At 63.0% G+C, this 24,042-nt stretch carries 20 protein-coding genes, 1 tRNA gene and 1 pseudogene; 14 read left to right on the plus strand and 8 right to left on the minus strand.

Annotation, left to right across the window (positions count from 1 at the left end):
• Positions 1–50: 50 nt before the first annotated feature.
• Entirely contained in the window at positions 51–2,183 is a 2,133-nt protein-coding gene (gene dinG / locus H6X51_RS07865) for an ATP-dependent DNA helicase DinG (RefSeq protein ID WP_185266994.1), read from the minus strand.
• Positions 2,184–2,275: 92 nt separating this feature from the next.
• Here dinG and H6X51_RS07870 point away from each other — a divergent pair.
• Positions 2,276–2,750, plus strand: a pseudogene (locus tag H6X51_RS07870) (YchJ family protein).
• A gap of 42 nt (positions 2,751–2,792) precedes the next feature.
• On the opposite strand, the gene H6X51_RS07875 reads toward H6X51_RS07870, so the two are convergent.
• Entirely contained in the window at positions 2,793–3,332 is a 540-nt protein-coding gene (locus H6X51_RS07875) for a P-loop NTPase family protein (RefSeq protein WP_185266995.1), read from the minus strand.
• Positions 3,333–3,438: 106 nt separating this feature from the next.
• Between H6X51_RS07875 and H6X51_RS07880 the strand changes: the two genes are divergently transcribed.
• Both H6X51_RS07880 and H6X51_RS07885 read left to right on the plus strand, forming a co-directional pair.
• A complete protein-coding gene (locus H6X51_RS07880) occupies positions 3,439–3,915 on the plus strand; it encodes an LEA type 2 family protein (RefSeq protein WP_185266996.1) in 477 nt (158 codons plus the stop codon).
• A gap of 2 nt (positions 3,916–3,917) precedes the next feature.
• Positions 3,918–4,364 (plus strand): DUF2489 domain-containing protein, encoded by a 447-nt coding sequence (locus H6X51_RS07885; RefSeq protein ID WP_221627275.1) that lies wholly within the window; start codon positions 3,918–3,920, stop codon positions 4,362–4,364.
• Here H6X51_RS07885 and H6X51_RS07890 read toward each other — a convergent pair.
• Positions 4,349–5,131, minus strand: a complete 783-nt coding sequence (locus H6X51_RS07890) for an SDR family oxidoreductase (protein WP_185266998.1) — start codon at positions 5,129–5,131, stop codon at positions 4,349–4,351. The genes H6X51_RS07885 and H6X51_RS07890 overlap by 16 nt on opposite strands.
• Before the next feature lie 140 nt (positions 5,132–5,271).
• Between H6X51_RS07890 and H6X51_RS07895 the strand changes: the two genes are divergently transcribed.
• Positions 5,272–5,715: a hypothetical protein gene (locus H6X51_RS07895; protein ID WP_185266999.1), complete on the plus strand. Its 444-nt coding sequence runs from the start codon at positions 5,272–5,274 to the stop codon at positions 5,713–5,715.
• Here H6X51_RS07895 and dinB read toward each other — a convergent pair.
• Both dinB and H6X51_RS07905 read right to left on the minus strand, forming a co-directional pair.
• Positions 5,704–6,756 carry a DNA polymerase IV gene (dinB, locus tag H6X51_RS07900; RefSeq protein ID WP_185267000.1) on the minus strand — a complete coding sequence of 351 codons (1,053 nt, stop codon included), beginning with the start codon at positions 6,754–6,756 and terminating at the stop codon, positions 5,704–5,706. The genes H6X51_RS07895 and dinB overlap by 12 nt on opposite strands.
• A gap of 40 nt (positions 6,757–6,796) precedes the next feature.
• On the minus strand, positions 6,797–7,978 hold the full coding sequence (locus H6X51_RS07905) for a GGDEF domain-containing protein (protein ID WP_185267001.1): 1,182 nt from the start codon (positions 7,976–7,978) through the stop codon (positions 6,797–6,799).
• Positions 7,979–8,205: 227 nt separating this feature from the next.
• On the opposite strand from H6X51_RS07905, the gene H6X51_RS07910 reads away from it, so the two are divergent.
• From H6X51_RS07910 to H6X51_RS07945, 8 genes are all read left to right on the plus strand, one after another.
• Positions 8,206–8,282 (plus strand) — tRNA-Met (locus H6X51_RS07910).
• 697 nt (positions 8,283–8,979) lie between these two features.
• On the plus strand, positions 8,980–9,684 hold the full coding sequence (locus tag H6X51_RS07915) for a response regulator (protein ID WP_185267002.1): 705 nt from the start codon (positions 8,980–8,982) through the stop codon (positions 9,682–9,684).
• Positions 9,685–9,695: 11 nt separating this feature from the next.
• Positions 9,696–11,552, plus strand: coding sequence for a sensor histidine kinase (locus H6X51_RS07920; protein WP_185267003.1), 1,857 nt, complete (start codon positions 9,696–9,698; stop codon positions 11,550–11,552).
• 100 nt (positions 11,553–11,652) lie between these two features.
• Entirely contained in the window at positions 11,653–13,071 is a 1,419-nt protein-coding gene (locus H6X51_RS07925; protein WP_185267004.1) for a coniferyl aldehyde dehydrogenase, read from the plus strand.
• A 79-nt stretch (positions 13,072–13,150) separates the two neighbouring features.
• Positions 13,151–13,696 (plus strand): twin-arginine translocation pathway signal protein, encoded by a 546-nt coding sequence (locus H6X51_RS07930; protein WP_185267005.1) that lies wholly within the window; start codon positions 13,151–13,153, stop codon positions 13,694–13,696.
• A 14-nt stretch (positions 13,697–13,710) separates the two neighbouring features.
• The gene (locus H6X51_RS07935; protein WP_185267006.1) at positions 13,711–15,306 is read left to right on the plus strand and encodes a GMC family oxidoreductase; all 1,596 of its coding nucleotides are present in this window, start codon (positions 13,711–13,713) and stop codon (positions 15,304–15,306) included.
• Positions 15,307–15,341: 35 nt separating this feature from the next.
• Positions 15,342–17,306, plus strand: a complete 1,965-nt coding sequence (locus H6X51_RS07940; protein ID WP_185267007.1) for an alkyl/aryl-sulfatase — start codon at positions 15,342–15,344, stop codon at positions 17,304–17,306.
• A gap of 85 nt (positions 17,307–17,391) precedes the next feature.
• Positions 17,392–18,057, plus strand: a complete 666-nt coding sequence (locus H6X51_RS07945; protein ID WP_185267008.1) for a TetR/AcrR family transcriptional regulator — start codon at positions 17,392–17,394, stop codon at positions 18,055–18,057.
• A 54-nt stretch (positions 18,058–18,111) separates the two neighbouring features.
• Here the strand turns inward: H6X51_RS07945 and H6X51_RS07950 are convergent, their stop codons facing one another.
• The 3 genes from H6X51_RS07950 to H6X51_RS07960 all read right to left on the minus strand — a co-directional run bounded on the left by H6X51_RS07950 (position 18,112) and on the right by H6X51_RS07960 (position 22,048).
• Complete coding sequence (locus H6X51_RS07950; RefSeq protein ID WP_185267009.1) at positions 18,112–19,905, minus strand: arylsulfatase; 1,794 nt, start codon at positions 19,903–19,905, stop codon at positions 18,112–18,114.
• 107 nt (positions 19,906–20,012) lie between these two features.
• On the minus strand, positions 20,013–21,251 hold the full coding sequence (locus tag H6X51_RS07955; protein WP_185267010.1) for a sensor histidine kinase: 1,239 nt from the start codon (positions 21,249–21,251) through the stop codon (positions 20,013–20,015).
• Positions 21,248–22,048, minus strand: a complete 801-nt coding sequence (locus tag H6X51_RS07960) for a response regulator transcription factor (RefSeq protein WP_185267011.1) — start codon at positions 22,046–22,048, stop codon at positions 21,248–21,250. Before H6X51_RS07960 ends, H6X51_RS07955 begins: the two co-directional genes overlap by 4 nt.
• A gap of 236 nt (positions 22,049–22,284) precedes the next feature.
• Here H6X51_RS07960 and H6X51_RS07965 point away from each other — a divergent pair, with 236 nt between their 5' ends.
• Together H6X51_RS07965 and H6X51_RS07970 are read left to right on the plus strand one after the other, a co-directional pair.
• Positions 22,285–23,271 (plus strand): HD-GYP domain-containing protein, encoded by a 987-nt coding sequence (locus H6X51_RS07965; RefSeq protein WP_185267012.1) that lies wholly within the window; start codon positions 22,285–22,287, stop codon positions 23,269–23,271.
• Positions 23,272–23,325: 54 nt separating this feature from the next.
• Positions 23,326–24,030, plus strand: coding sequence for a GGDEF domain-containing protein (locus tag H6X51_RS07970; protein WP_185267013.1), 705 nt, complete (start codon positions 23,326–23,328; stop codon positions 24,028–24,030).
• The last annotated feature ends 12 nt before the right edge of the window (positions 24,031–24,042 follow it).

Consider the following 24,042-nt stretch of genomic DNA (forward strand, 5'->3'; position numbering starts at 1 on the left):
TGGGTCTGTCAATCAGTGGAGTCCGTGCAAGCGTAACCGCAGGCACAGCCTCAGTCGATCTCTCGACGAAATGGTGGCAACGCATTGAGGATGGCCTTGCCGTAGCGCTGGGTGACCAACCGCCGATCCAGCAGGGTCACGGTGCCGGTGTCCTGCTCGGTGCGCAGCAGCCGACCGCAGGCCTGCACCAGACGCAGGCAGGCATCCGGCACGGCGATCTCCATGAACGGGTTGCCGCCATTGCGCTCGATCCATTCCGACAGCGCCGCCTCTACCGGATCATCCGGCACGGCGAAGGGAATCTTGGCAATCACCACATGCTGGCAATACTTGCCCGGCAGGTCGACCCCTTCGGCAAAACTGGCCAGGCCGAAGATCACGCTCGGCTGGCCATCGTCGACCCGCGCCCGGTGCTGGCGAATGAGCTCCTGCTTGGACAGGTCACCCTGTACCAGTACCCGCTCACGGAACGCCGCCGGCAGCCCGGCATAGACTTCGAGCATCTGCCGGCGCGAGGAAAACAGTACCAGGCTGCCGGGCTCATCCTGCAGCATATCCGGCAGGTGCTCGATGATCGCCGCGCTGTGTCCGGCGTTGTCGCGCGGGTCCGCGCCATGGTTGGGCACCCGTAGCACCCCGCTCTCGGCATAGCGGAACGGGCTGGGTGCCAGGGTGCAGACCGCGCTCTTGGGTAATCCGGCGCGGTGGCTGAAACGGTCGAAGCGGCCCAGCGCGGTGATGGTCGCCGAGGTCACCAGGGCGGCAAAGGCGCTGTGCCACAGGTACTGGCGCAGAGTATCGGCGGCCAGTATCGGGCTGACGTGCACGTCCAGGTCGCTCTGCTCGGTGAGCGTGAGCCAGCGCGCGGTCGGCGGCTTGTCTTCCGGATCGACCAGGCTGAACTGGGTCCACAGCGTCCAGTTGCCCTCGGCCCGGGCCTGCAGCGCGCCGAACAGCGGATACCATTCCTCGGCCTGGGTCTGGTGCACGCCGACCACCTCGCCGTCCATGGCATCCTTGAGCATGTCGACCATGCGCTGCAACAGGTCGCTGATACGGCCGAAACCGGCCTTGAGCTCCATCGACATCTCGCGCAGATGCTCGGGCACCACACCATGCTCGAAACGGTACTGCGGGCGGGTCTGCCCGGCCATGTCCTCGGCACTGGCGAAATCCGCCACCTCGCCCAGGGCCTGGGTCATGAACTGCTGATGCGGTCGCAGCTCGCGCGCCAGCTGCGGCACCTGCTCCAGCAAACGACCGAAATCCCCCGGCAACGGATGCTGCGCCAGCAGCTTGCTGAGGTTCTTGTCCAGCTGATCCAGCCAGTCGGCGGTCGCCGCCATGCGCGTGTGGTGGGCGAAGTGGGAGATGGCCTTGTCCGGCAGGTGATGGCCCTCGTCGAATACGTACAGGCAATCGCGCGGGTCGGGCAGGATGGCTCCACCACCCAGCGCCAGGTCGGCCAGCACCAGGTCGTGGTTGGTGACGATGACATCGATCTTCTGGATGCCTTCCCGGGCCTTGTAGAACACGCACTGGTTGAAATGCCCGCAGCGGCGGTTGGTGCACTGGATATGGTCGGTGGTCAGTCGCGACCAATCCTGGTCATCCAGCGCCTCGGGCCAGGAGTCACGCTCGCCATCCCACTTGTTGCTGCCCAGCGCCTCGACCATGCGCGTGTACAGTTTGAGTCCGGCCTCATCCACATCGATGCGGAAACCTTCCTCGGCAAAGCCCTGCTGCTGGCTGGCCAGCGACTGGTTGTCCTGCAACAGCTGGTCGAGCTTGGACAGGCACACATAGCGACCACGCCCCTTGGCCAGGGCGAAATGGAAGTTCAGCCCGGCGTTGCGCTGGATATCCGGCAGGTCCTTGAGCACGATCTGCTCCTGCAGCGCCACCGTGGCCGTGGAGATTACCAGCGGCTTGCCCAGCTGCTTGGCGATCGGAATGCCGGCCAGACAGTAGGCGACGGTCTTGCCGGTACCGGTACCTGCCTCCACTACCGCCACCGCCGGCTCGCCATCCCGGTGCCCCTCGTCGTCCAGCTCGACGCCGCCAAACAGCTTGGCCACCTCGGCAATCATCAGCCGCTGGCCATAGCGCGGCTTCAGCGACTTGTTTTCGAGGAAGGTACGGTAGGCCGTCTGGATCTGGCCTTTGAGGTCTTCGTTGAGCATGCGGACTCCGGAGCAGAGCGCGGATGATAACATCTGCGCTCCATTCCCGTCCGATGCCAGCCCGGACTCAGCGCACAATACAGGTGATCAGCATGCCCCTTGACCCCACAGCTCCCTGCCCCTGCGATGATGGCCAGCCCTATAGCATCTGTTGCCAGCCACTGCCAGGGCCAGCCCGCCGCCCATGCCGGACGCCTGATGCGTTCGCGCTACAGCGCCTACGTGCTGGGACTGATCGACTACCTGGTGACCACCACCCTGCCCGCCCAGCAGCCACTGCTGGACCGCCAGGCCATGGCGCAATGGAGTCACGACAGCCGCTGGCTGGGCCTGAACGTGGAGCGGGAAGACCCGGCCAGCGCGTCGGCCAGCCGCGCCCAGGTCATATTCAGCGCCCACTGGGCCGACCCGGACGGCAGCCAGCACAGCCACCGGGAATGCTCGGACTTCTGCAAGTTGGGTGAGCGCTGGTACTTCATCGATCCCAATCACCCGCTGGACGTCGGCCGCAACGATCCCTGCCCCTGCGGTTCGGGGAAAAAATTCAAACAGTGCTGTCGCTGCTGAGCTTCATCGCCGCGAGGCGCGGCTCCCACCATGAACCGGTAGTCACTCCTGCTCCACGCTCAGGTGACTGGTATCCGGTGCCGTCGGCGCCGGTGGTGAGCTCAACTGCTGCAGATCACTGCCCGGCGGCGCCAGGCTGAAAGCCGAGAGGTCGAGATCCAGCGGCGCATGCTCGGCATAGCTGTCCTGCATATCCGCGCCCAGCGGCGCCAGGGGCAGGTCCGGCGCCTCGACATCGCTGAACGCTGCCATGAACTCATCGCGCGGCGCCAGGGTTTCGACACGACGCTGCTCAGGCTGCGCGGCAGGAGACGGTGTTGACGGCGGCGGCGCATCAGCACTGGCGGCACCCTCATCCATGATCTGGATCTCGCACAGCGCCCCGGCCCGCTCTATGGCCTGGCGATACTTTTCCGCGGCGGCCTGATCCAGTCCCTGCTTGATCACGATCCGCCGCCCGGAAAACAGCACATCCAGCTGACGCTCGCCCACCTGAAACAGCTGGCCAATACGCGCCCGCGCCTGCTCCGGCGCCACCTCGGGCCGCACCCGACCATGGAAAACCACCTCGAAAACTGCCATCTTGTCACTCCCTTGCATAGATTTGCGGTTAGTATGGACAGGCTGCCGATCGCCGACAACTTCTCATATAACGAGGCGCACGGTTAAAACGGAGGGGCTCCACTTGATGATTCGTTCACCTGCTCTGCTGCTGACGCTACTGCTGGCCGGCCTGTTCAGCCTGAACGGTTGCGCGGTATTCAACCGCTCCTATACCGAGCCGGAAGTCACCCTGGCCAATGTGGAAATGCTCAAGTCCAATCTCTGGGAGCAATCCTTCCGCCTGCGCCTGCGCGTGGACAACCCCAACGACCGCAACCTGCCGATCCGCGGCATGCACTACAAGGTCTATCTGAACGACATGCGCCTGGCCACCGGCGTTACCGACCGCGCCTTCAACGTCCCGGCCTACGGCTCGGAATACTTCGATATCACGGTGCGCTCGAACATCTGGCGCCACCTGGGCGACCTGGTGAAGCTGGTCGAGCATCAGCAGCCGGTCGATTACCGGATCGACGGCCACATCAGCACCGGCCTGTTCTGGGCGCCCAGGCTCAGCCTTCATGAACACGGCACCCTCGACCCAGCTGACCTGAGTTTCTGAATATGAACATGACCGACTGGCTGGTGATCGCCGGCCTGAGCATCATCTTCGCCCTTGCCGTATACGCCGCGGTGCTGTGGCGCCGCGTGTGGCACAACCAGCAACGCCTGGCCAGGCAACTGCAAGAGCGCAACGAGCGCCTGCTGGGCGATGTACGCATTCTCGCCCAGAGCCTGCTCAGCGGGCAGTTGCCGATGATCGAGGGAGCGATACGCATCAAGGTGTTGCTGGACAACTACAGCGGACCGCGCCGTGCCGAGCTGGATGTGCGGGTACTCGAGACCATCTACGATGCCACCGCGCACATCCCCACCCACCAGCACTGGAAGGAGCTACCCGCCGCCCAGCGCCGTCTGCATCAGCAGCAGATGGAAACCCTGGAGGCCCACCACCGCAGTGAGGTGGAGCGGGTCGCCAGGGTGTTGAGCGAACTTCAGACCGCCGAGTAACCGCCGTCCAGCGCCACCGCCTGGCCGGTTACATGACGCGAGGCGTCACTGGCCAGGAACAGCGCCAGGCCCTTGATGTCATCCTCGCCGCCCACCCGGCCCAGCGGAGTATCGCGGATGATTGCCTCGGCGACATGATCCAGGCCCTTGGCCAGTTTGGTCGGGAAGTAACCGGGGCAGATGGCATTGACGTGGATATTGTAGGCACCCCATTCGCCCGCCAGGGCCCGGGTCAGGTTGATCGCCGCCGCCTTGCTGGTGTTGTAGGCCACGGTGTGCACGCTGGTATTCGGGCCGTTGCCCTTGAGACCGGCGATCGAGGCGATATTGATGATCTTGCCGCTGCGCTGCGGAATCATGAAGCGCCGGGCCACTTCCTGCGCCAGCAGAAAGCACACATCCACGTTCAGGTGCATGACCTTCTGCCAACCGGCATAACTGTGCTCGGCAGCGGGCTGGCCCCAGGTGGTGCCGGCGTTGTTGACCAGAATGTCCACGGTGCCGAAACGCTCCTGCACCGCATCGACCAGCGCGGCAACCGGATTGCCTTCGGGCTTGCCCAGATCACAGGCGATACCGGCGGCTTCGATGCCCCGGGCATTCAGTTGGGCAACCACGGTATCCACTTCGTCGGCATTGCGCGCATTGAGGAAGATCTTCGCCCCCTGCTCGCCCAGCGCCTCGGCCATCTGCAGACCAAGGCCCTTGGTACCGCCGGTGATCAGGGCGACCTTACCGGTCAGATCGAACAATTGCATTACGCTCATGGTGATTCCTCGTGTTTTGGTTGCCAGACAGGCGATCGATCATATAGATAGCCTGCGCCAAGACCGACCATCAGTGAGCACAGTGATATGTTGCCCTGCACCAGTGTTATCATGTGCGCCTCACACAGACGGGCTTTCCCATGGCTGAACATGACTTCCGGCGCACCGCGCTCAACCCTTCACATACGCTGATCGAATGCCGCACGCTGGCCGCCGGCCTGTATCAGGTCACCGGCCAGGGTGGCGGTATCCAGCCGGGCGACACCCTGATCTGCACCGTCAAGGGCAGCCGCGACCTGCCGCTGCCGCTGGTGGTGGGCAAGGTGCGCTATCTGATCAACCCCGCAGGCCAGTGGACCGCCACCGCCAATGGCCCGGACCTGAGCGGCCAGATGGTGCTCGGCTGGTCGATCCACTGTGATGAATGCGCCCGGGAGCAGGCCTTCGAGTTTCTCGCCCGTGAGCAGGACGACCTGCGCCAGCGCACTGCCAAGGCAGTACAACGTATCGGTCAACTGGGCTGGACCCCGCGCGGCGAAGAGCACCTGTGCCCTGCCTGCAGCAAGGCAGCTTCAGAACAGTGACAACTGCTCGCCCAGCGGACTGTGGGCGTTGTCCAGGCGTACGCCGACCCCGATCAGTCGCACCGGGCGCCCGCCCCGGGCAAACGCCTGGGCACAGAGTTCCTCGAATCCCTGGGGCGTGATTGGCGCCCCTGCCTGCTCCAGGGTGGTCTGGGTGAAGTCATGGAACTTGAGTTTGACGAAGGGCTTGCTGACCCGGTATTGCCCGTCCAACCGACCCAGGCGCTGAGCCAGCTTGTCGAGCAGCGGCGGCAACGCACCGAGACAGGCCGGCAGGTCCGGCAGGTCGTGCTCGTAGGTGTTTTCCACACTCACCGACTGCCGCACCTGGTCCACCACCACCGGGCGATCATCGATGCCCCTGGCCAGCTCCCACAGCCGCTCGCCAAAACTGCCGAACTCCCTGGCCAGGTCCTGCTTGCGCCATTGGCGCAACTCAGCGCAGGTATCCACACCCTTATTATGCAATCGCGCCGCGGTGACCTTGCCCACGCCATGCAGCCGGTTGACCGGCAGCCCGAGCACGAAGGCATCGACCTCCTCGGGCAGAATCACCTTGAGACCATCGGGCTTGTTCCAGTCACTGGCGATCTTGGCCAGGAACTTGTTCGGCGCTACCCCGGCGGAGACGGTGATCCCCTGGCTGTCACGCACCCGCTGGCGAATCTCCTCGGCGATCAGCGTGGCACTGCCGCGGCATGCCTGGCTGTCGGTCACGTCGAGAAAGGCCTCGTCCAGCGACAGCGGCTGCACCAGGGCAGTGTATTCATGAAAGATAGCCTGGATCGCGACCGATACGTCCCGATAGACCGACATCCGACCGGGGACGATCAGCAGGTCGGGACAGAGCTTCTTGGCGTAGGCCGAGGCCATGGCCGAACGCACCCCGTAGCTGCGCGCCTCGTAGTTGCAGGTGGCGATCACGCCACGCTTGCCCGGATCGCCCCCCACCGCCAGCGGACGATGGCGCAGGCGCGGATCGTCGCGCATCTCGATGGCGGCGTAGAAGCAATCGCAGTCTATGTGAATGATCTTGCGCAAGGCCGATAGTCCGACTGAAGATACCGGACATTGTACCCTATCAGACCTCCATCACCCGGTTGCGACCGGCACGCTTGCCCAGGTACAAGCCCTCATCCACCCGGCGCAGTGTCTGCTCGATATCGGTTTCATCATCCCGCACCACGGAGACGGAAAAGGTCGCGGTAATCCGCCGTGGCTGCCCTCTGAGCAGGACCGGCGTGCTTTCCAGCATGCTCCTGAGCCGCTCGACCACCACCTGCGCCTCGGCCGCGCCGGTGTCCGGCAATACGATGACGAATTCCTCGCCACCGAAGCGTCCAACCACGTCGCCTTCACGCAACTGCTGCTGAAACAGCGCCGCCACATGCTTGAGGGCCAGGTCACCGGCATCGTGGCCCAGTTCATCGTTCAGCGCCTTGAAGGAATCCAGATCGGCCATGGCCACGGAAATCGCCGTACTCTGCCGTCGACAGCGTTCACGCTCACGGCGGAACAGCATCTCGTACTGACGCCGGTTGGGCAGCCCGGTCAACGGATCCGTGGTGGCCTGGCGGCTGAGTTCCAGTTCCAGCAGCTTGCGCCGCTCGACCTCCTGCTCCAGTTCCCGGTTGGCCTGCTCGGCCTGATTGAACATGGCGAACTGCCGGCGCTGCACGATATGCAACTGCTGGGCGGCGAAGAAGCCGGTGACCACCGGTAGCGACAGCAGGAAAGTGGCACCGATGAAGATGTCCATACCGCGACCATTCAGCGCCACGCAAGCCAGCGTCAATACATAGCCGACCAGCGCCGCCAGCAGGGTCTGCACCAGGCGGTTGGGCACGAACAGGAACATCGCCAGCAGCATCAACCCGATCACCGTCACGGTGAAGGAGGCGATCTCCGGGCGCAGGAAATAGATGGGCAGGAACAGGAAAAAACCAAGGATCTCCAGGCTGGTGACGGCGCGGCCATCCGTGGCCCACTGCGGCCTGCTGCCCAGCACGAATGCCAGGCCGAACAACAGACTGGCCTGCACCAGCCGGCAACCAAGCAGAATGAAGAACTCCCCGCCCCAGCCCAGCGCCTGCAGATCCGGGACGGCAAACAACAGGATCAAGCCACCCCAGACCCACAACGCCACCCGCAGGTGGCGCACCATGAGCGACTGCATATGTTCGCGGTAGGCATGTTCCACCAGCGGATCGACGAACTCGGCCAACAGTCCGGAAATTCTGTAGGGGTTCGTGGAGGAGTCCATGGTCATCCTTTTTATTATGTTCTCGCCCCGTATAGCACGGATATCGGGGCCTCTCCAGCAATGACCGGCAGCCAGCCGCGTGCCATCATGCAACAAATTTTGATATCAAAAAGATATCATACATTTTCCGGAAGTGTCCCTGCCGCTGGTCCGGCGCCTTTTAAAAATTCTTTTTGCATCAAATGCTTGACAGCACCTTTCAAATCCGTAGAATGAGCCACCTCAGACGCGGGGTGGAGCAGTCTGGTAGCTCGTCGGGCTCATAACCCGAAGGTCGTAGGTTCAAATCCTGCCCCCGCAACCATATTAAAGGCATCGGCCCCGACTGTTTCGACAGTGCGGGGCCGATTGCTATCCAGCTATTGAATTCAGATCTTCAGCAAGCGCAACACGGGCATCGCCATCCGTCTGGAACAATCCAGCGGATGTCACGATTCCCGGCAAAAAACACCACGAGCTGTTACTTCATGTTCCTCTGTGCGGATATCGAGCGTCGCTCGACCAACAGGAACAGGTTACCCCCCACTCTCCGCCAGCGCCCTCTCCTGTCAGTGATCTCCTTGCAGGTCGGCCCTTTGCGTGGCGACCATGCCAGCCGGCCCAGTCGCCAGACGAACCACTTCATGTCCTTCTCCTTGCATGCATAACTCGCTACTTTTTTTGCGCCAGGCATACCGGTGGACTCGGATCAGGTTGGGTGCAGCTTTGTTGACATCCAACGGAGGTGCAATGGCATTATTTGGCCACTACCACTGACCAGCACTAGATTAGACCCGTACCGCCAATATCCCGGTATCACTGCAACTAGGTATTTTCAGAGTACACAGCCAGCCTCCCTGCCCTGCCCGTCTAGGCAAATACCCAGATTCAGTGATTCCCAGCGGGATCAGGCTCTGTCATAAGATGCGCAGTCAAAGTCTCGCCCTGGCGTCCGCGCCTGCAGGCTGGCCGTCCCGGTCTTTTGGTAGACTTTGTCCAGATAACACGAGGGCTCCCCAACAATGTCAACGATCAGCCAGCCCCAGCAGCCTCCCCTGTTACCTTCCCCGGTGCTGGTCGTGGAGGATGAGCTGTTGATGCAGAGGCGCCTGCGCCTGTTGCTGCAGCAGTTGGGATACCATGACGAGACCCTGGCATTTTCCTGCAATCTGGCAGAGGCTCGCGCCCATATGCAGGAGCAACCCATCGCCCTGGCACTGGTCGATCTCGGCCTGCCCGATGGCAGCGGTATAGAGCTGATCAGCGAACTGCGCAGTGCCGACCCCAGCCTGTATATCGTGGTGATTTCGGCCTGGAGCACAGAGGACCTGATTCTCGCAGCCCTGCGCGCCGGTGCCACCGGCTATATCCTGAAGGAGCGGGATGATCTGGAGATCTCCTTTTCCATACGCAATGTCTTGCGCGGCGGCGTGTCCATCGATCCGTTCATTGCTCGCCGCATCCTGGCTCTGCTGCCTGAAAGCTCGCCCATGCAGGACTCTACCCAGGCCGAGGGCGGCGATGACGCCGCTGTCAGCCTGAGCCGCCGGGAAACGGAAATCCTGCAGCTGGTCGGCCAGGGGTTCACCAACCGGGAAATAGCCGAGTCCCTGTTCATCTCCCGCTATACCGTTGAGACCCACATCAAGAACACCTACAAGAAACTGGCCGTATCATCCCGCACCCGCGCGGTGAACGAAGCCCGGCTGCTTGGCCTGCTGCCTTGAGAGGCTTGCTGTTGCTGCTGCTCTGGGCCCTGCCACTGCTGGGCCAGGCCTGCCCGCAGTGGATCACCGCCATGGAGGCGGCCCGCGAGCTGGGCGATGATGGCCAGCGCCCTGCGGAGGGGTGGGAGGCGGTCAGCCTGCCGGATATCTGGACCAAGCGCTGGCCTGAGCACAGCGGCTCGGTATGGTATCGGCTGGATCTCGACGATGCCTGTCTGCGGGATCAGCCCGTCGCCCTGTCCATCGCCGGACTGACGTTGGCCGGCATGCTCTACGTCAATGACGAGCTGCTCTGGCGCGACAGCAGCCTGAGCGAGCCGCTGTCACGCAGCTGGAACATTCCACGCTACTGGCTGTTGCCGACCTCCACCCTGCGCCCCGAAGGCAACAGCCTCTGGCTGCGCGTCACCGGCAAGTCCTACTCGCTTCCCGGCCTGCGGCAGGTCGAGGTGGGGCAGCCGGAATACATATGGCAACTCCACCAGCAACAATGGTGGCAGCAGCGCACCTCGCTGGTGATCAACATGATCGTATCCCTGGTCATGGCGACGCTGTTCTCGATCCTCTGGCTGCTGCACCGCTCGGAGTCCGCCTTCGGCTGGTTTGCCCTCAGTTCCTGGTGCTGGGCGGTCTTCACCTGCAATGCCCTGGCCTACTCGCCCTGGCCGTTCACCAACAGCGCGGATTGGCAACGGCTCAACACCAGCGCCCTGGTACTCTATTGCTTCACCTCCAGCATGTTCATCTGGCGCTTCGGCAAGCAGCATTTCCCCCGCCTGGGCCGGTATTTCCGCTCAGCGACGCTGTTGACCCTGCTGCTGGTCTGGCTGGTTCCCGAGCGCCACCTGATCCCGGTACTGATAGGCGCAGCATCCGGTTTCATTCTGCTGTACATGGCCAACTGCCTGCAATTCCAGTGGCACGCCTATCGTCATCCGCAACGTCACAACGTGCTGCTTGCCGCCTGTCTGCTGCTTTTCCTGGGCATTATGCTGCACGACATCCTGGCCGCGGCGGGCATGACAAACGGTCGTCAGTCTCAGGTTCAACTGACCTCACTGATCACCCCGGTACTGATGTTCCTGATCGTCGCCTGGCGTTTCACCGAAAACCAGCAACGCATCGAGCGCTTCAATGAGGATCTGCTGGAGACCGCCACCCGCACGCGAAATGATCTGACCCACACCCTCAGCCGCGAGCACCAGTTGGAGATGGAGAATACCCGTCTCAATGAGCGCCTGGTGATCGCCCACGATCTGCACGACAGCCTCGGCAGCTCGCTGATGCGCTCCATCGCCACCGTGGAACAGTCGGCAGAGCCGCCGGACCGGACGCAGTTCCTGTCCATGCTGAAAATGCTCCGCGACGATCTGCGCCAGATCATCGACAACAGCTCAGCCAGCACCAGCACTGTCAGTGCAACGCCGACCGATTGGCTGGCTCCGCTACGCCACCGCTTCGTCCATCTGTTCGATGAACTGGGGCTGGAGTCGCAATGGCAACTGCCCAGCCAGTGGCCATGCAACCTGTCTTCAGCCGAACAACTGACGCTCACCCGCTTTCTCGAGGAAGCCTTGACCAACATCATCAAGCACAGCCACGCCCGTTCCCTGAGCATCAGCATGGAGCCGCTGCGCGGCGGTGGCATGCAATTGGTGGTAACCGATGACGGCATGGGCTTCGATGTCGCCGCCATCCAGCAAGCGGGACAGGGCGTAGGTATGCGCAGCATGCATGCCCGCATAGCCCGCATTGGCGGGCAGTTGCACATTCATTCCAGGCCGGGCGAGACGATTCTCAGCGTGACTCTCCAACAGCCCGACCAGAGTCAGCCCCAGACACAGCTGGCCGCCAACCAGGCCGGCTAGACCGCCGCTTGCTGTACATATCCCGAGCGCCCCCTTGACGGCGGCACCGCATTACTCTACAAACCCATTAGAACAAATACTCTAAATCCGGAGTGCCTTCATGTTGGCCACTTTCTCGTCCGATACCCCCGTCGACCAGTTGAGCGTGCTGTTGCAGCGCCAGCGCCGGGCCTTTCAGATGGCACCCATGCCGTCGCTGGAAACCCGACTGGGCCAGCTGAAACAACTTCGCGCCCTGCTGGCGGAGCAACAGGATGCGTTGGCCGAGGCGGTGAGCCAGGACTTCGGCAATCGCTCGCGGGACGAGACCCTGTTCGCCGAGATCCTGCCCAGCCTGCAGTCCATCGACCATGTGCGCCGGCATCTGCGCCGCTGGATGAAACCCTCCCGGCGCAGACTGGGGCTGGCGTTCCAGCCGGGATCGGCGCAGGTGGTCTACCAGCCGCTGGGCGTGGTGGGTGTGATAGTACCGTGGAACTACCCCCTGTTCCTGGCCGTCGGCCCCCTGCTCGGCGCCCTGTCGGCGGGCAACCGGGTGATGATCAAGATGAGCGAGGCCACGCCGGCCACCTCGCAGTTGCTGAAGGAGCTGCTGGCCCGGGTGTTCACCGAGGAACAGGTCGCCGTGGTGCTGGGCGATGCCGAGGTCGGTGCGGCCTTTTCCGCGCTGCCCTTCGATCACCTGCTGTTCACTGGTGCCACCAGCATCGGCCGGCACATCCTGCATGCCGCTGCGGACAACCTGACACCGGTCACCCTGGAGCTGGGCGGCAAGTCGCCGGCCATCGTCTCCACCAGTGTGCCGCTGGCCGAGGCCGCCGAGCGCATCGCCTTCGGCAAGACCATGAACGCCGGACAGACCTGCGTCGCCCCGGACTACGTGCTGGTACCGCAGGCGCGGCTGCAGGAGTTCGTCACCGCCTACCGCCAGGCGGTCAGCCGCTTCTATCCGCAACTGACCGACAACCCCGACTACACCAGCATCATCAACCCGCGCCAGCTGGCCCGACTGAACAGCTATCTGGAGGATGCCCGGACCAGGGGCGCGCAGTTGCTGCCACTGTTCGGCGAGGCCCAGGAACGTCGCCTGCCCCACACCCTGCTGCTGGATGTCAGCGACGACATGCTGGTGATGCAGGAGGAGATCTTCGGCCCGCTGCTGCCGGTCATTCCCTACCAGCGGATCGAGGAGGCCATCGACTACATCAATGCCCGCCCACGCCCGCTGGCACTCTACTATTTCGGCCATGAGCGGGCCGAGCAGCAACGGGTAGTGGAACAGACCCATTCCGGTGGCGTCGGCATCAACGAGACGCTGCTGCAGGTTGCGGTCTGCGACCTGCCATTCGGTGGCATAGGCCCCTCCGGCATGGGCCACTATCACGGTCGCGAGGGCTTTCTGACGTTCAGCAAGGCCAAGGCGGTGCTGCGCAAACCACGCTACAACGCCACCAGGGTGCTCTATCCACCCTACGGCACAGCGCTGCAGAAATGGCTGCGCAAACTGCTGATTCGCTGACAGCTCAGCGCACCGCTGCATGGGCAACCCGGTACCGGCGTTGCCAATGACTCCACAACCCAAGGTGAGAGCAACAACAATGACAACCTCCGTCCGGGGCGACAGCCATATCGGCCGTCGCCAACTACTCAAGATCGGCCTCACCGGCACCGCGCTGCTGGCGAGCGCCGGCGGCATCGCCACCCTGTCCGGCTGTGCGGCGGACAGGCCGGCCGAGAGCTTTGTGCAGTTGCGTGACAGCGACCTGCCGTTGCTGCGCCGGCTGATCCCGGTGGTGCTCGACGGCTCGCTGCCGACAACCGACCAGCAGCAGGCTATCGACACCATCCTGCAATCCATCGATAGCGCGCTGAACCATATGCCGCCGCACATGCTCAAGCAGTTCATGCAGCTGTTCGACCTGCTTGCCAGCAGCATCACCCGCGGCCCGACCACCGGTGTCTGGCGCAGCTGGGACAAGGCCGATGACCAGACCGTGCAGGCCTTCCTGCAGCGCTGGGAGAACAGTTCCTTCGACCTGTTCCAGCAGGGCTACAACGCCCTGACCAAACCCATACTGATCGCCTGGTACACCGCGCCTCAATCCTGGGGCAGCTGCGGCTACCCCGGCCCACCAGCCATCTGAAACGGAGTCGAAGCATGTCGATAAAGGATCCCTTTGCCGAAGGGCTGGCCCGGGGTTGGAAGGCCCATAATGCCTCGCTGTTGACCGAAGACCTGACCCTGGAAGCCGACATCGCCATCGTCGGCAGCGGCGCAGGTGGGGCGACCAGCGCGGAGATATTGAGCGCAGCAGGCTACAAGGTACTGCTGATAGAGGAAGGCGGCCTGTTCACCAGTACCGACTTCAAGATGCAGGAGAGCGACGCCTACCCCACCCTGTACCAGGAGTCCGCCGGACGCGCCAGCAAGGACGGCGCCGTGCTCATCCTGCAGGGGCGTGCGGTGGGCGGCACCACCCTGGTCAACTGGACATCCAGCTTCCGTACCCCCGAACACACCCTCCAGCACTGGGCCAGCGAGCATGCCGTGATCGGCCACAGCAGGGAGCAGATGGCCCCCTGGTTCGCGCGTATGGAGCAGCGCCTGGGTATCGCCCGCTGGGGCCTGCCGCCCAATGACAACAATGACGTTCTGCGCAAAGGTTGCGAGCAGCTCGGCCTGCACTGGGCGGTCATTCCACGCAATGTGCGGGGCTGCTGGAACCTCGGTTACTGCGGCCTGGGCTGCCCGACCAATGCCAAGCAGTCCATGCTGGTCACCTGCATCCCCTCCCTGCTGGAACAGGGTGGCGAGCTGTTGTACTTGGCCCGCGCCCAGCGCCTGCTGCTGGAAGGCGACCGGGTATCAGGTATCGAATGCCTGGCCATGGATGAGCGTTGCGTGGCGCCCACCGGGCATCGGATCAGGGTACGCGCCAGGCACTACATCCTGGCCGGTGGCGGCATCAACACTCCGGCCATCCTGATGCGCTCCGACGCGCCCGATCCGCACAAGCGGGCCGGCAAACGTACCTATCTGCACCCGACGACCTCGGCCTGGGGCCAGTTCGAGCAGACCATCAACCCGTTCTACGGCGCGCCCCAGTCGATCTACTCGGATCACTTCCTGTGGCCCGACGACAGCGCCACCGGCCGCATGGGCTACAAGCTGGAAGTACCGCCCCTGCAGCCGGGCTTCACCGCCTCGATGCTCGGCGACTTCGGCCAGCCCCACGCCGCCCTGATGAAGCAGTTGCCCAACAGCAATATGATGATCGCCCTGCTGCGCGACGGCTTCCATCCGGACAGCGCCGAAGGCACCGTGCAACTGCGCGACGATGGTTCGCCGGTGCTGGACTACCAATTGACCGACTACACCTGGGAAGCGGTACGCCGATCGCACCTGACCATGCTCGAGCTGCAGTTCGCCGCTGGCGCCAGGGCCGCCGCACCGCTGCACAATGATGCCGAACTGGTCACCAGCATGCAGGCAGCCCGGCGCATGATCGACGGACTGGACCAGCGCCGCTACAAGACCCGCCTGGGCAGCGCCCACGTCATGGGCGGCTGCGCCATGGGCGAGGACCCGAGCCAGGCCGTGACCGACAGCCTGGGCCGGCACCACCAGTTGGAGAACCTGTCCATCCACGATGGCTCGCTGTTCCCCACCAGTGTCGGTGCCAACCCGCAACTTTCCATCTATGCCCTGACCGCGAAGCTGTCCAGCCTGCTGGCTGAACGGCTGGCAGGGTGACAGACCCGACCACAATCACACCGGAGCATGACAAGATGACCAGGGATTTCTATCTCACGGCGGCACTGGCTGCCACCCTGTGCCTGCCTTTCGCGGCAACCGCCGACAACCGGCCCGCCGAGCCGGCCACCATCCAGGCCAATGCCGCCGTGCTGCAGCAGCTCGACTTCAGCGACCGCCAGGCCTTCGAGGGTGCCCGCCGCGGCCTGATCGCCGCCGTCGAGGACGGCCCACTGCTCAATCCCGACGGCAGCACCGCCTGGAACATGGCCGCCTATGCCTTCCTCGACCAGCAGGCCGCGCCCGACACCGCCAACCCCAGCCTGTGGCGCCAGGCCCAGTTGAACAGCATCCACGGCCTGTTCGAAGTCACCGAAGGTATCTACCAGGTGCGCGGCATGGACCTGGCCAACATGACGGTGATCGAAGGCAACAGCGGCCTGATCATCATCGACCCGCTGCTCACCACCACGACTGCCCGGGCGGCACTGGACCTCTACCTGGAACACCGCCCGGCCAAGCCAGTGGTGGCGGTGATCTATACCCACAACCATGTGGACCACTTCGGCGGCGTGCGCGGCGTGGTCAGCGAGGAGGACGTGAAGCAGGGCCGGGTACGCATCTTCGCGCCGGAAGGTTTCATGGAGCATGCGGTGAGCGAGAACGTGATCGCCGGCAACGCCATGACCCGCCGCGCCATGTACATGTACGGTACCAACCTGCCGGTCGGCCCCACCGGGCATATCGACAACGGCCTGGGCAAGTCGCTGAGCCGCGGCCCGCTGACACTGATCCCGCCGACCGACATCATCTCGAGCAATGATCGCCAGGTGATCGACGGTGTGGAAATCGACTTCCACCTGGCCCAGGGCAGCGAGGCCCAGGCCGAGCTGATGCTGTACTTTCCGGCAACGCGGATACTCAACACCGCCGAGGTCACCTCACACCAGTTGCACAACGTCTATACCCTGCGCGGCGCCGAGGTGCGTGACGCCAGCCGCTGGTCGCGCTATATCGACGAGGTCCTGGAGGAGTACGGCCCGCGCACCGACATCCTGATTGCCCAGCATCACTGGCCGGTATGGGATCAGGACGGCGTGAAGCAGTTTCTCAGCGCGCAACGGGATCTGTACAAGTACATCCATGACCAGAGCGTGCGCCTGATGAACCATGGCTATCGACCGAACGAGATTGCCGAACAGCTGCAGTTGCCGGCCAGCCTTGCCAGGCAATGGAACGCCCGCGACTATTACGGCACCCTGAGCCATAACGCCCGCGCCATCTATCAGAAGTACCTGGGCTGGTACGACGCCAACCCGGCCAACCTCAACCCGCTGACCACCCGCGAAGCGGCGCGCAAGGCCATGGCGTACATGGGGGGTGTCGAACAGGTGATCACCCGTGCCCGCGAGGACTTCGAGCGTGGTGAGTACCGCTGGGTAGCCTCGGTTATGAGTCAGGCGGTATTCGCCGAGCCGGACAACCAGGCCGCCCGGGAACTCAATGCGGCGGCACTGGAGCAGTTGGGCTACCAGGCCGAGTCCGGCCCCTGGCGCAACGTCTATCTCTCCGGCGCCCAGGAGCTGCGCGCAGGTACACCGCAACATGAGGGCGGCGCTGCTGCCACCGACATGCTGCAGGCATTGGAGACCGGCATGTTCTTCGATCTGCTCGGTGTGCGCCTGAATGGCCCCAAGGCCGAGGGCAAGCACATCGTTCTGAACTGGAACTTCACCGATACCAACGAGCAGTTCCGGATCAACCTGCAGAACGCCACCCTGACCTGGCTGCCCGAGCGCCAGGCGCAGCAGGCTGACGCCAGCATCAGCATGACCAGGGCGACCCTGAATGCTATCCTGACGCAACAAAACAGCTTCCCGGCGGCCATTCAGTCCGGCGAGATCAGCATCAAGGGCAATCCGCAGAGCTTTCTGCAGCTGCTGGGTCTGATGGACACCTTCACTCCCGACTTTGCGCTGATAGAACCACTCACCGACTGAATCCCCTCCCGGGCTGCGCACCAGCGGTACGGCGCAGCCCGGGACGGCCAGCCCATTCATCCAGCAAGACCGTGAGAGAGCAACCATGGCTGCAAAGCCAAACACCCGAGAGCGTATCCTGCAGGCCAGCCTGCAGCTGTTCAACACCCAGGGCGAGCGCAACGTCACCACCAACCATATAGCCAGCCACCTGGGCATTTCCCCCGGCAATCTGTACTACCACTTCCGCAACAAATCCATGATAGTCGCTGAGCTCTTCACCGAGTTCGAACGCAGGATGGAGGTGTTCTTCACCCTGCCTGAAGGCGCTACCGTTACCCTGGAAGACAAGACCCTCTATCTGGAACGACTGCTGGAAATCATCTGGCAGTTCCGCTTCCTGCACCAGGGGCTGGAATACCTGCTCGAATCCGACCCCGAACTGGCGGTCCGCTACCGGCAGTTCTCCCAGCGCAGCCTGTGCAACACGCAGAAGATCTACCAGGCCTTTGCCGATGCCGGCATCCTGCAGCTGGACACCCGCCAGGTGGAAACCCTGAGCATCAACGTGTGGATAGTGCTGAGTGCCTGGACGCAATTTCTGACCACCACCCAGGGCACTCAGCTGAACCTGAGTCAGCAGCAGCTGCGGCGCGGCATCTATCAGATACTGGTCCTTGAGGAGGGTTACCTGGCGCCGGCCTACCAGGAGGCGGTCCGCGCCCTGTGCGATCAGCTGTATGTACCCCTGGAGGATATCCGCCCCTGCTGATGGACCGCCCCGACTGCGCTTGAACAGCTTTCGGGGCGATTCCAACCAGCCTGCTCAGCGCTGGCGGCGACTGAACCGCCGGTACAACCACCAGCCGACCAGCAGCGCCAGGACCACCGCGCCGATCAGCAACTGCCGGCCATGCCGGTCCAGGAACTGTTCCCGGGCGTTACGGTTCAGCTGCTCCCAGGCATTGTAGTCGGCTGGCACCTCGACCAGTCCGTGTTCGTTCACGAAGCTGCGATAGGCCTGCATCAGCTCGTCCACCCGTTCAGGCTGCTGCGCCGACAGGTCATGGCGTTCCAGCGGGTCATCACGCAGATTGAACAGCAGCTTGCCGGAACGCGCGCCGATGGCGCTCGAACTCGACACCACCAGCTTGTAGTCACCCTGCCAGATGGCGACGCCGCCGGCCAGTTCGTAGACAATCGCCTCGTCGGCGGCATGGATACGCTCGCTCTGCCCACGCAGCAGCGGCGCCATGCTGGTACCCATGATGCGATGCACCTGGCGCCCCTGGTACTCACCGTCCGGTGCCGGGGTATTGGCCAGCTCCAGCAGCGTGGGGGTGATATCGGTCACATAACCGAACGCCGAGGTGCGTGAACCCGGCTCGATCACCCCCGGATAGCGCATGATCATCGGCACCCGCAGGCCGCCATTGAACGGCGAGCCCTTGTAGGAATAGAACGGCGTATTGGAAGCATAGGCCCAACCCGGGCCGTACTCGCTCCAGCTGCCGGGGCGGCCCAGGTCTGCCTGGTCCTGGTCGTAGCGCAGGCGATAGAACAGCGGTGCTATCTCGGTCAGCACCGTGGACTCGGCACCGTTGTCGCTCATGAAGATGACCAGGGTATTGTCATAATCCCCACTGGCCTTGAGATGCTCGATGACCCGCCCGATGCTGTCGTCCATGGCCTCGGCCATGCCCGCGTATATCGCCATCTGCCGGGCACGGTAGGCCCGTTCCTGGTCGCTGAGACTGGCCCAGTCGATGGTCGGCGTATCGTAGAAGGTGCCCCAGTCGCTGCTGACCACCGACTCCGCAGCACGTGGCAGTATGCCCATCCCGGTCAGCCGCTCATAGCGGCGCTGGCGAATGACATCCCAGCCATCGTGGTAGGCATCGGCATACTTTTCCACATAGCTTTCCGGCGCATGATGCGGGGCATGCACGGCCTGGAAGGCGAGATAGGCGAAGAACGGCCGGTCACTGTCCGGTTCGCTGTCCAGGTACTCGATCAGCTTGTCGGCATAGTAGAACGATGAGTAGAAGTCATCCGGCAGGCTGATCGGCTGGCCATCCTCGACCCAGGTCGCCGTCCCAGCCGGCAGGTAGTGCTTGGCCTCCCAATTGTCGGCGCCGCTTTCCAGCAGGGCTACCGAACGCTCGAAGCCGCGGGCGCTGGGCAGACTCTCCGGACGCCCGCCCAGGTGCCATTTTCCGGCCATGTAGGTACGGTAGCCGGCGTCGCGCAGCAGGGTCGGCAAGGTCACCGCCTGGTCGTTGAGCCAGGTCTCGTAACCGGGCTGGCCCTTCTGGTTATCGGCCATGATTTCCTTCATGTTGCCCATGCCGACCTTGTGGCTGGTGACGCCGGTCATCAGCATGGCGCGGGTCGGGGAACAGGTAGCGGCCACATTGAAGTTGGTGAACTGCAGGCCTTCGGCGGCCAGCGCGTCGATATTCGGCGTGCTGATCTCGCCACCGTAGACGCCGGGGTCGGAAAACCCCATGTCGTCAGCGACGATCAGCAGGATGTTGGGACGAGGGTCAGCCTGGCCGGCCAACGGCAGCAGCAATGCGAATGTGCCCAGCAACCGGGCCAGGAGGGGGAATCTGAACATGGCAGCCAATCCGATTTTGTCATTGTTGTTGTCAATCGATGCTCAAGCGGCAGTAACCCACCCCTGCCAGCTGAAAACATCTCTCCTGACGATATAGAGCAATTACTCTACAATGTCAAAATATTGATCGCCGGATCAGTCTGAACGCGGCATGCAGGCATGCATTCAATGAGCCAGCGAAGAGCGTCCAGATCGCCCTTCTCCAGCAATGCCCGCGACAGTAATACAAAGCGCCTGCATTGGGGGTGTGTCAGGTACAGGGTCTCCACCCGATCCCGCAGATCGGTCAGCGCCCCAATGGCCAGCAGCCGCTCCAGTTGCTCCAGCACCTCGGCAGGCGGAGCAACATCATCACCGGCCTCCCCCTCCATGCTGTCAGCGCGGATCAGGGCCGCGGCCAGTTGCCGGTAGCCCGGCTCATCACTCGCGGCCGGCTGTGGCGGCAGGTCAGCCTCCGCATCCATCAATGGCGCCAGCCGGACCAGCAAGCGCACCTTTATCTCGGTTCCTTCTCCCGGTGCGCTATGCAGCGTCAGCGTTCCGTTCATGCGTCTGGTCCACTCGGCAACGATCGCCAATCCCAGCCCAACTCCTTCGGCCAGGTCAGCGCTACGAAAAAACGGTTCGAATACTTTCCCCTGGTCATCCGGCGCTATGCCGCAGCCGGTATCCCTGATCGAGAACCACAGCCAGGATTGATCCTCATGCCCGCTCGCTTCAACCCCTGCCACCAGTTCGATCATGCCGTTGCGGGTGAATTTGGCCGCATTGTCCAGCAGGTTGAGCAGTATCTGACGCAGCCGCGTGCCATCGAGCACCAGCGTGGTGGGCAGGTCGCGCTGGATTGAGGATACGAACTGGTTGTTGTTCTGTCTGGCCAGGACCCAGGCTTCCTGGACGATGGTTTCCAGTAGAGTCTGAATCCGTACTGGCACCTCATTCAGCTTGTCGCCTCCCCCACGGGTGTATTCGATCAGATCATTGATCAGGTCGAGCATATGCCTGGCACTGCGCAAAATAGTTCGCGCCTGGTAGGCCTGTGGGCCGCCGGCCTCGGATAGGAGCTGGCTGTACCCCAGAATCGAGGTCAGGGGCGAGCGCAGATCATGACTGACCCGCGCGATGAAGTCGGTCTTCGCTCGACTGGCTTCATTCGCCGACATCAGCGCCCGGCGCAACTCTTCGGTGCGCCGTGCTACTTCCTCTTCCAGGCGCAGGCGCTGCCGGTGTTCGCCCGCCAGGTATATGAGCAGGATGCCGACGATGGCAAGTAGGGTAGCGCTACCCAATATGGCCACGCACATGGTGAACAGAGTCTCGGGCGCTGCCCAATCGAGCCATCTCATGCCTGCCTCCGAACAGCACGAACCTGGCGGAAGCGGCTGGGTGAAATACCAAATCTGTCCTTGAAGGCGGTAGCGAAATTGGCGCCACTGGTGTAACCGACCTCCATGGCAATAACCTGTATCTCCAACTGGGTACTGGCCAGCAGACGCCGCGCCTCCTTCATGCGCTCTTCACGCAGATACTCGAACACAGTGGTACCGACGCAATTTCGGAAAGCGGCATTGAGCCGGCGCCTGTTGGTACCTACGGCACAGGCCAGGCGTTGCAGGTCCGGTGTTTCGGCCAGCGACCCGAGCAGGTGCATGCGCGCCGACTGGAACAGGATGCTGTCAAGGTTCGAGACCTCGGCCGCAGCCTCGCTGGAACCGGCCCGCTCCAGCTCGACGACCGAACGTTCGCGCAGATGCACCGCCAGGCGCAGCCGCACCTCCTCGAAATCGAACGGCTTGCTGACATAATCCACCGCACCGGCCAGCAAGCCCTGTACCCGCTCGCCGGGCATGACCGCAGCCGAGAGGAAGATCACCGGAATATCGCGGGTACGCGGATCATTATGCATGGCGCGGCACGCGGTCAGTCCGTCGCATACCGGCATGCGCACGTCCATCAGCACCATATCAGGCTGAATCATCAGGGACTTGTGCATGCCATCGAGTCCATCCCTGGCCAGATAGATGCGGCATCCCTGGTTCTGCAGGTAGGTGGCCAATAGCATGCGTTCGTCTTCGCTGTCATCCACGATCAGAATGCGACTGCCCTGCAATGCATCCAGTTTGAACGTGATTCTTGTCGTCATGGGATGCGGTTTATCACGTTACAAGCCTGTCGTAGAGCACCCAGAGCATTTATTCCCTTCATCCAAAGGTATGGGACCGTCTGGCAAAGTCTGGCGTGATTCTTAATTGCTATCATCCTGATCGTCGATCAGGAAAAACTATTTGAGACCGGAACCCTGATAGAACATTCTGATGTAGCGGCCGGCGCATCCTGCGAAGTCTTTCACCAGCTCAATGTATTTCGGATTCCTGTTCAGTGCTTAAACCTATCGCTGTTTCCGACCTTGTGTGTGGCATGTACATCCACAGCCTGTCCGGCTCCTGGCTGCAACATCCCTTCTGGAAGAACAGCTTCCTGCTCGACGCCGAGGAGGATCTGCTGCGTCCGAAACAGAGCGGGATTCGCGACGTGGTGATCGACCTGAGCAAGGGCCTGGATGTCCCGGCCAAGGCCGCGTCCCAAGCCGCCGTGAGCGCACCGGCATCAGGCGAGCGCAAGCGCCGGGAACTGGCCGGCAGCCAGCAGACGAGCCTGGAGGATGAGCTGCTGCTGGCACAGCGCATCTGCCTGAGGAGCAAACATGCGGTGATGGCGATGTTCGCCGATGCGCGCATGGGCAAGATAGTCGATACCAGCCAGGTCCCCGAGCTGGTGCAGGAGATCGCCAGCTCGATCCAGCGCCATCCGCATGCGCTGATCAACCTGGCCAGGCTGAAGAATTCGGACGAATACACCTACATGCATTCGGTGGCGGTGTGCGCGCTGATGATCGCCCTCGCCCGCCAGCTCGGGCTGGACAACGAGCAGGTGCGCGAGGCGGGTATCGCCGGCATGTTGCACGACATCGGCAAGATGGCGATTCCCGAAGAGGTACTCAACAAGCCCGGGCGCCTGAACCCGGCCGAGGCGCTCGGCCGCATGGCCCAATGGCAAGGCCACTTCGATGACGAGATATTCCAGGCCTTCGTCAAGGCAGTGGGCATCTACCCGGTCGGCTCCCTGGTGCGACTGGACAGCGGGCGCATCGGCGTGGTCATCGAACAGGCCCCCGGCTCCCTGCTCAAACCCAGGGTGAAGGTGTTCTTTTCCCAACTGCTGCGGCAGGCGATCCCCCTGGAGATCATCGACCTGTCCCAACCCGGCTGTAGCGACCGCATCGTTGCCCGCGAACCCATGGGCAAATGGTCATCCCGCAACATCGACGCTCTCACCGTCGAGTTGCCCCTCGGTAATCGGCCATGAGCGACAGAGGTGGACCATGCGCAGCCGTTCCACCCAGTGCCGGGGCGGCTTAGCATGAACCATATCAACCTGATGCTCGCCTGCATCCTCCTGCTGACCGGCTGCCTCATCTGGGCACTGGTCAGGCTGCGCCGGCAAAGCCTCCTGGTGAAACGTTTGATCCAGCTCAACGAGCGCCAGAAACTGCTCGAATATACTGCCCACTATGACCCGCTGACCCGACTGCCGAACCGCTTGCTGCTGGCCGAACGCATGCAGCAGTCGCTGCGCCGGCTGCAACGGCGCGGTACCTTGCTGGCGGTGGCTTTCATCGACCTGGATGGCTTCAAGGCGGTCAACGACCAGTATGGCCACATGCAGGGCGACGAGCTGCTGCAGGCAGCCGCCCTGCATATGCAGGAAACACTCCGCGACGGCGATACCCTGGCCCGGCTCGGTGGTGATGAGTTCATCGCCATCATCGACGACCTTCAACATCCGCAGGACCACTACCCGGTTCTCGAACGCCTGCTGAGGGCGGTCGCCGAGCCGGTGAGAATGGCGGACGGCAGCCTCGTCCAGCTGTCGGCCAGCATAGGCGTGGCCCTCGCCCCACTGCATGGTGACCACACGGAACTGCTGATCAGCAAGGCCGACGCGGCCATGTATGAGGCAAAGAGAGCAGGCAAGAACCGCTACGTCGTCAATGACGACCACCCGGCGCTGGAAGACCGTCCATGGGCCCACCGGGCTATGGACAGGTTTCCGGAACAACAATGACAACCGACCGTT

This window comes from Halopseudomonas xiamenensis, from assembly GCF_014219065.1.
Lineage (GTDB): Bacteria > Pseudomonadota > Gammaproteobacteria > Pseudomonadales > Pseudomonadaceae > Halopseudomonas > Halopseudomonas xiamenensis.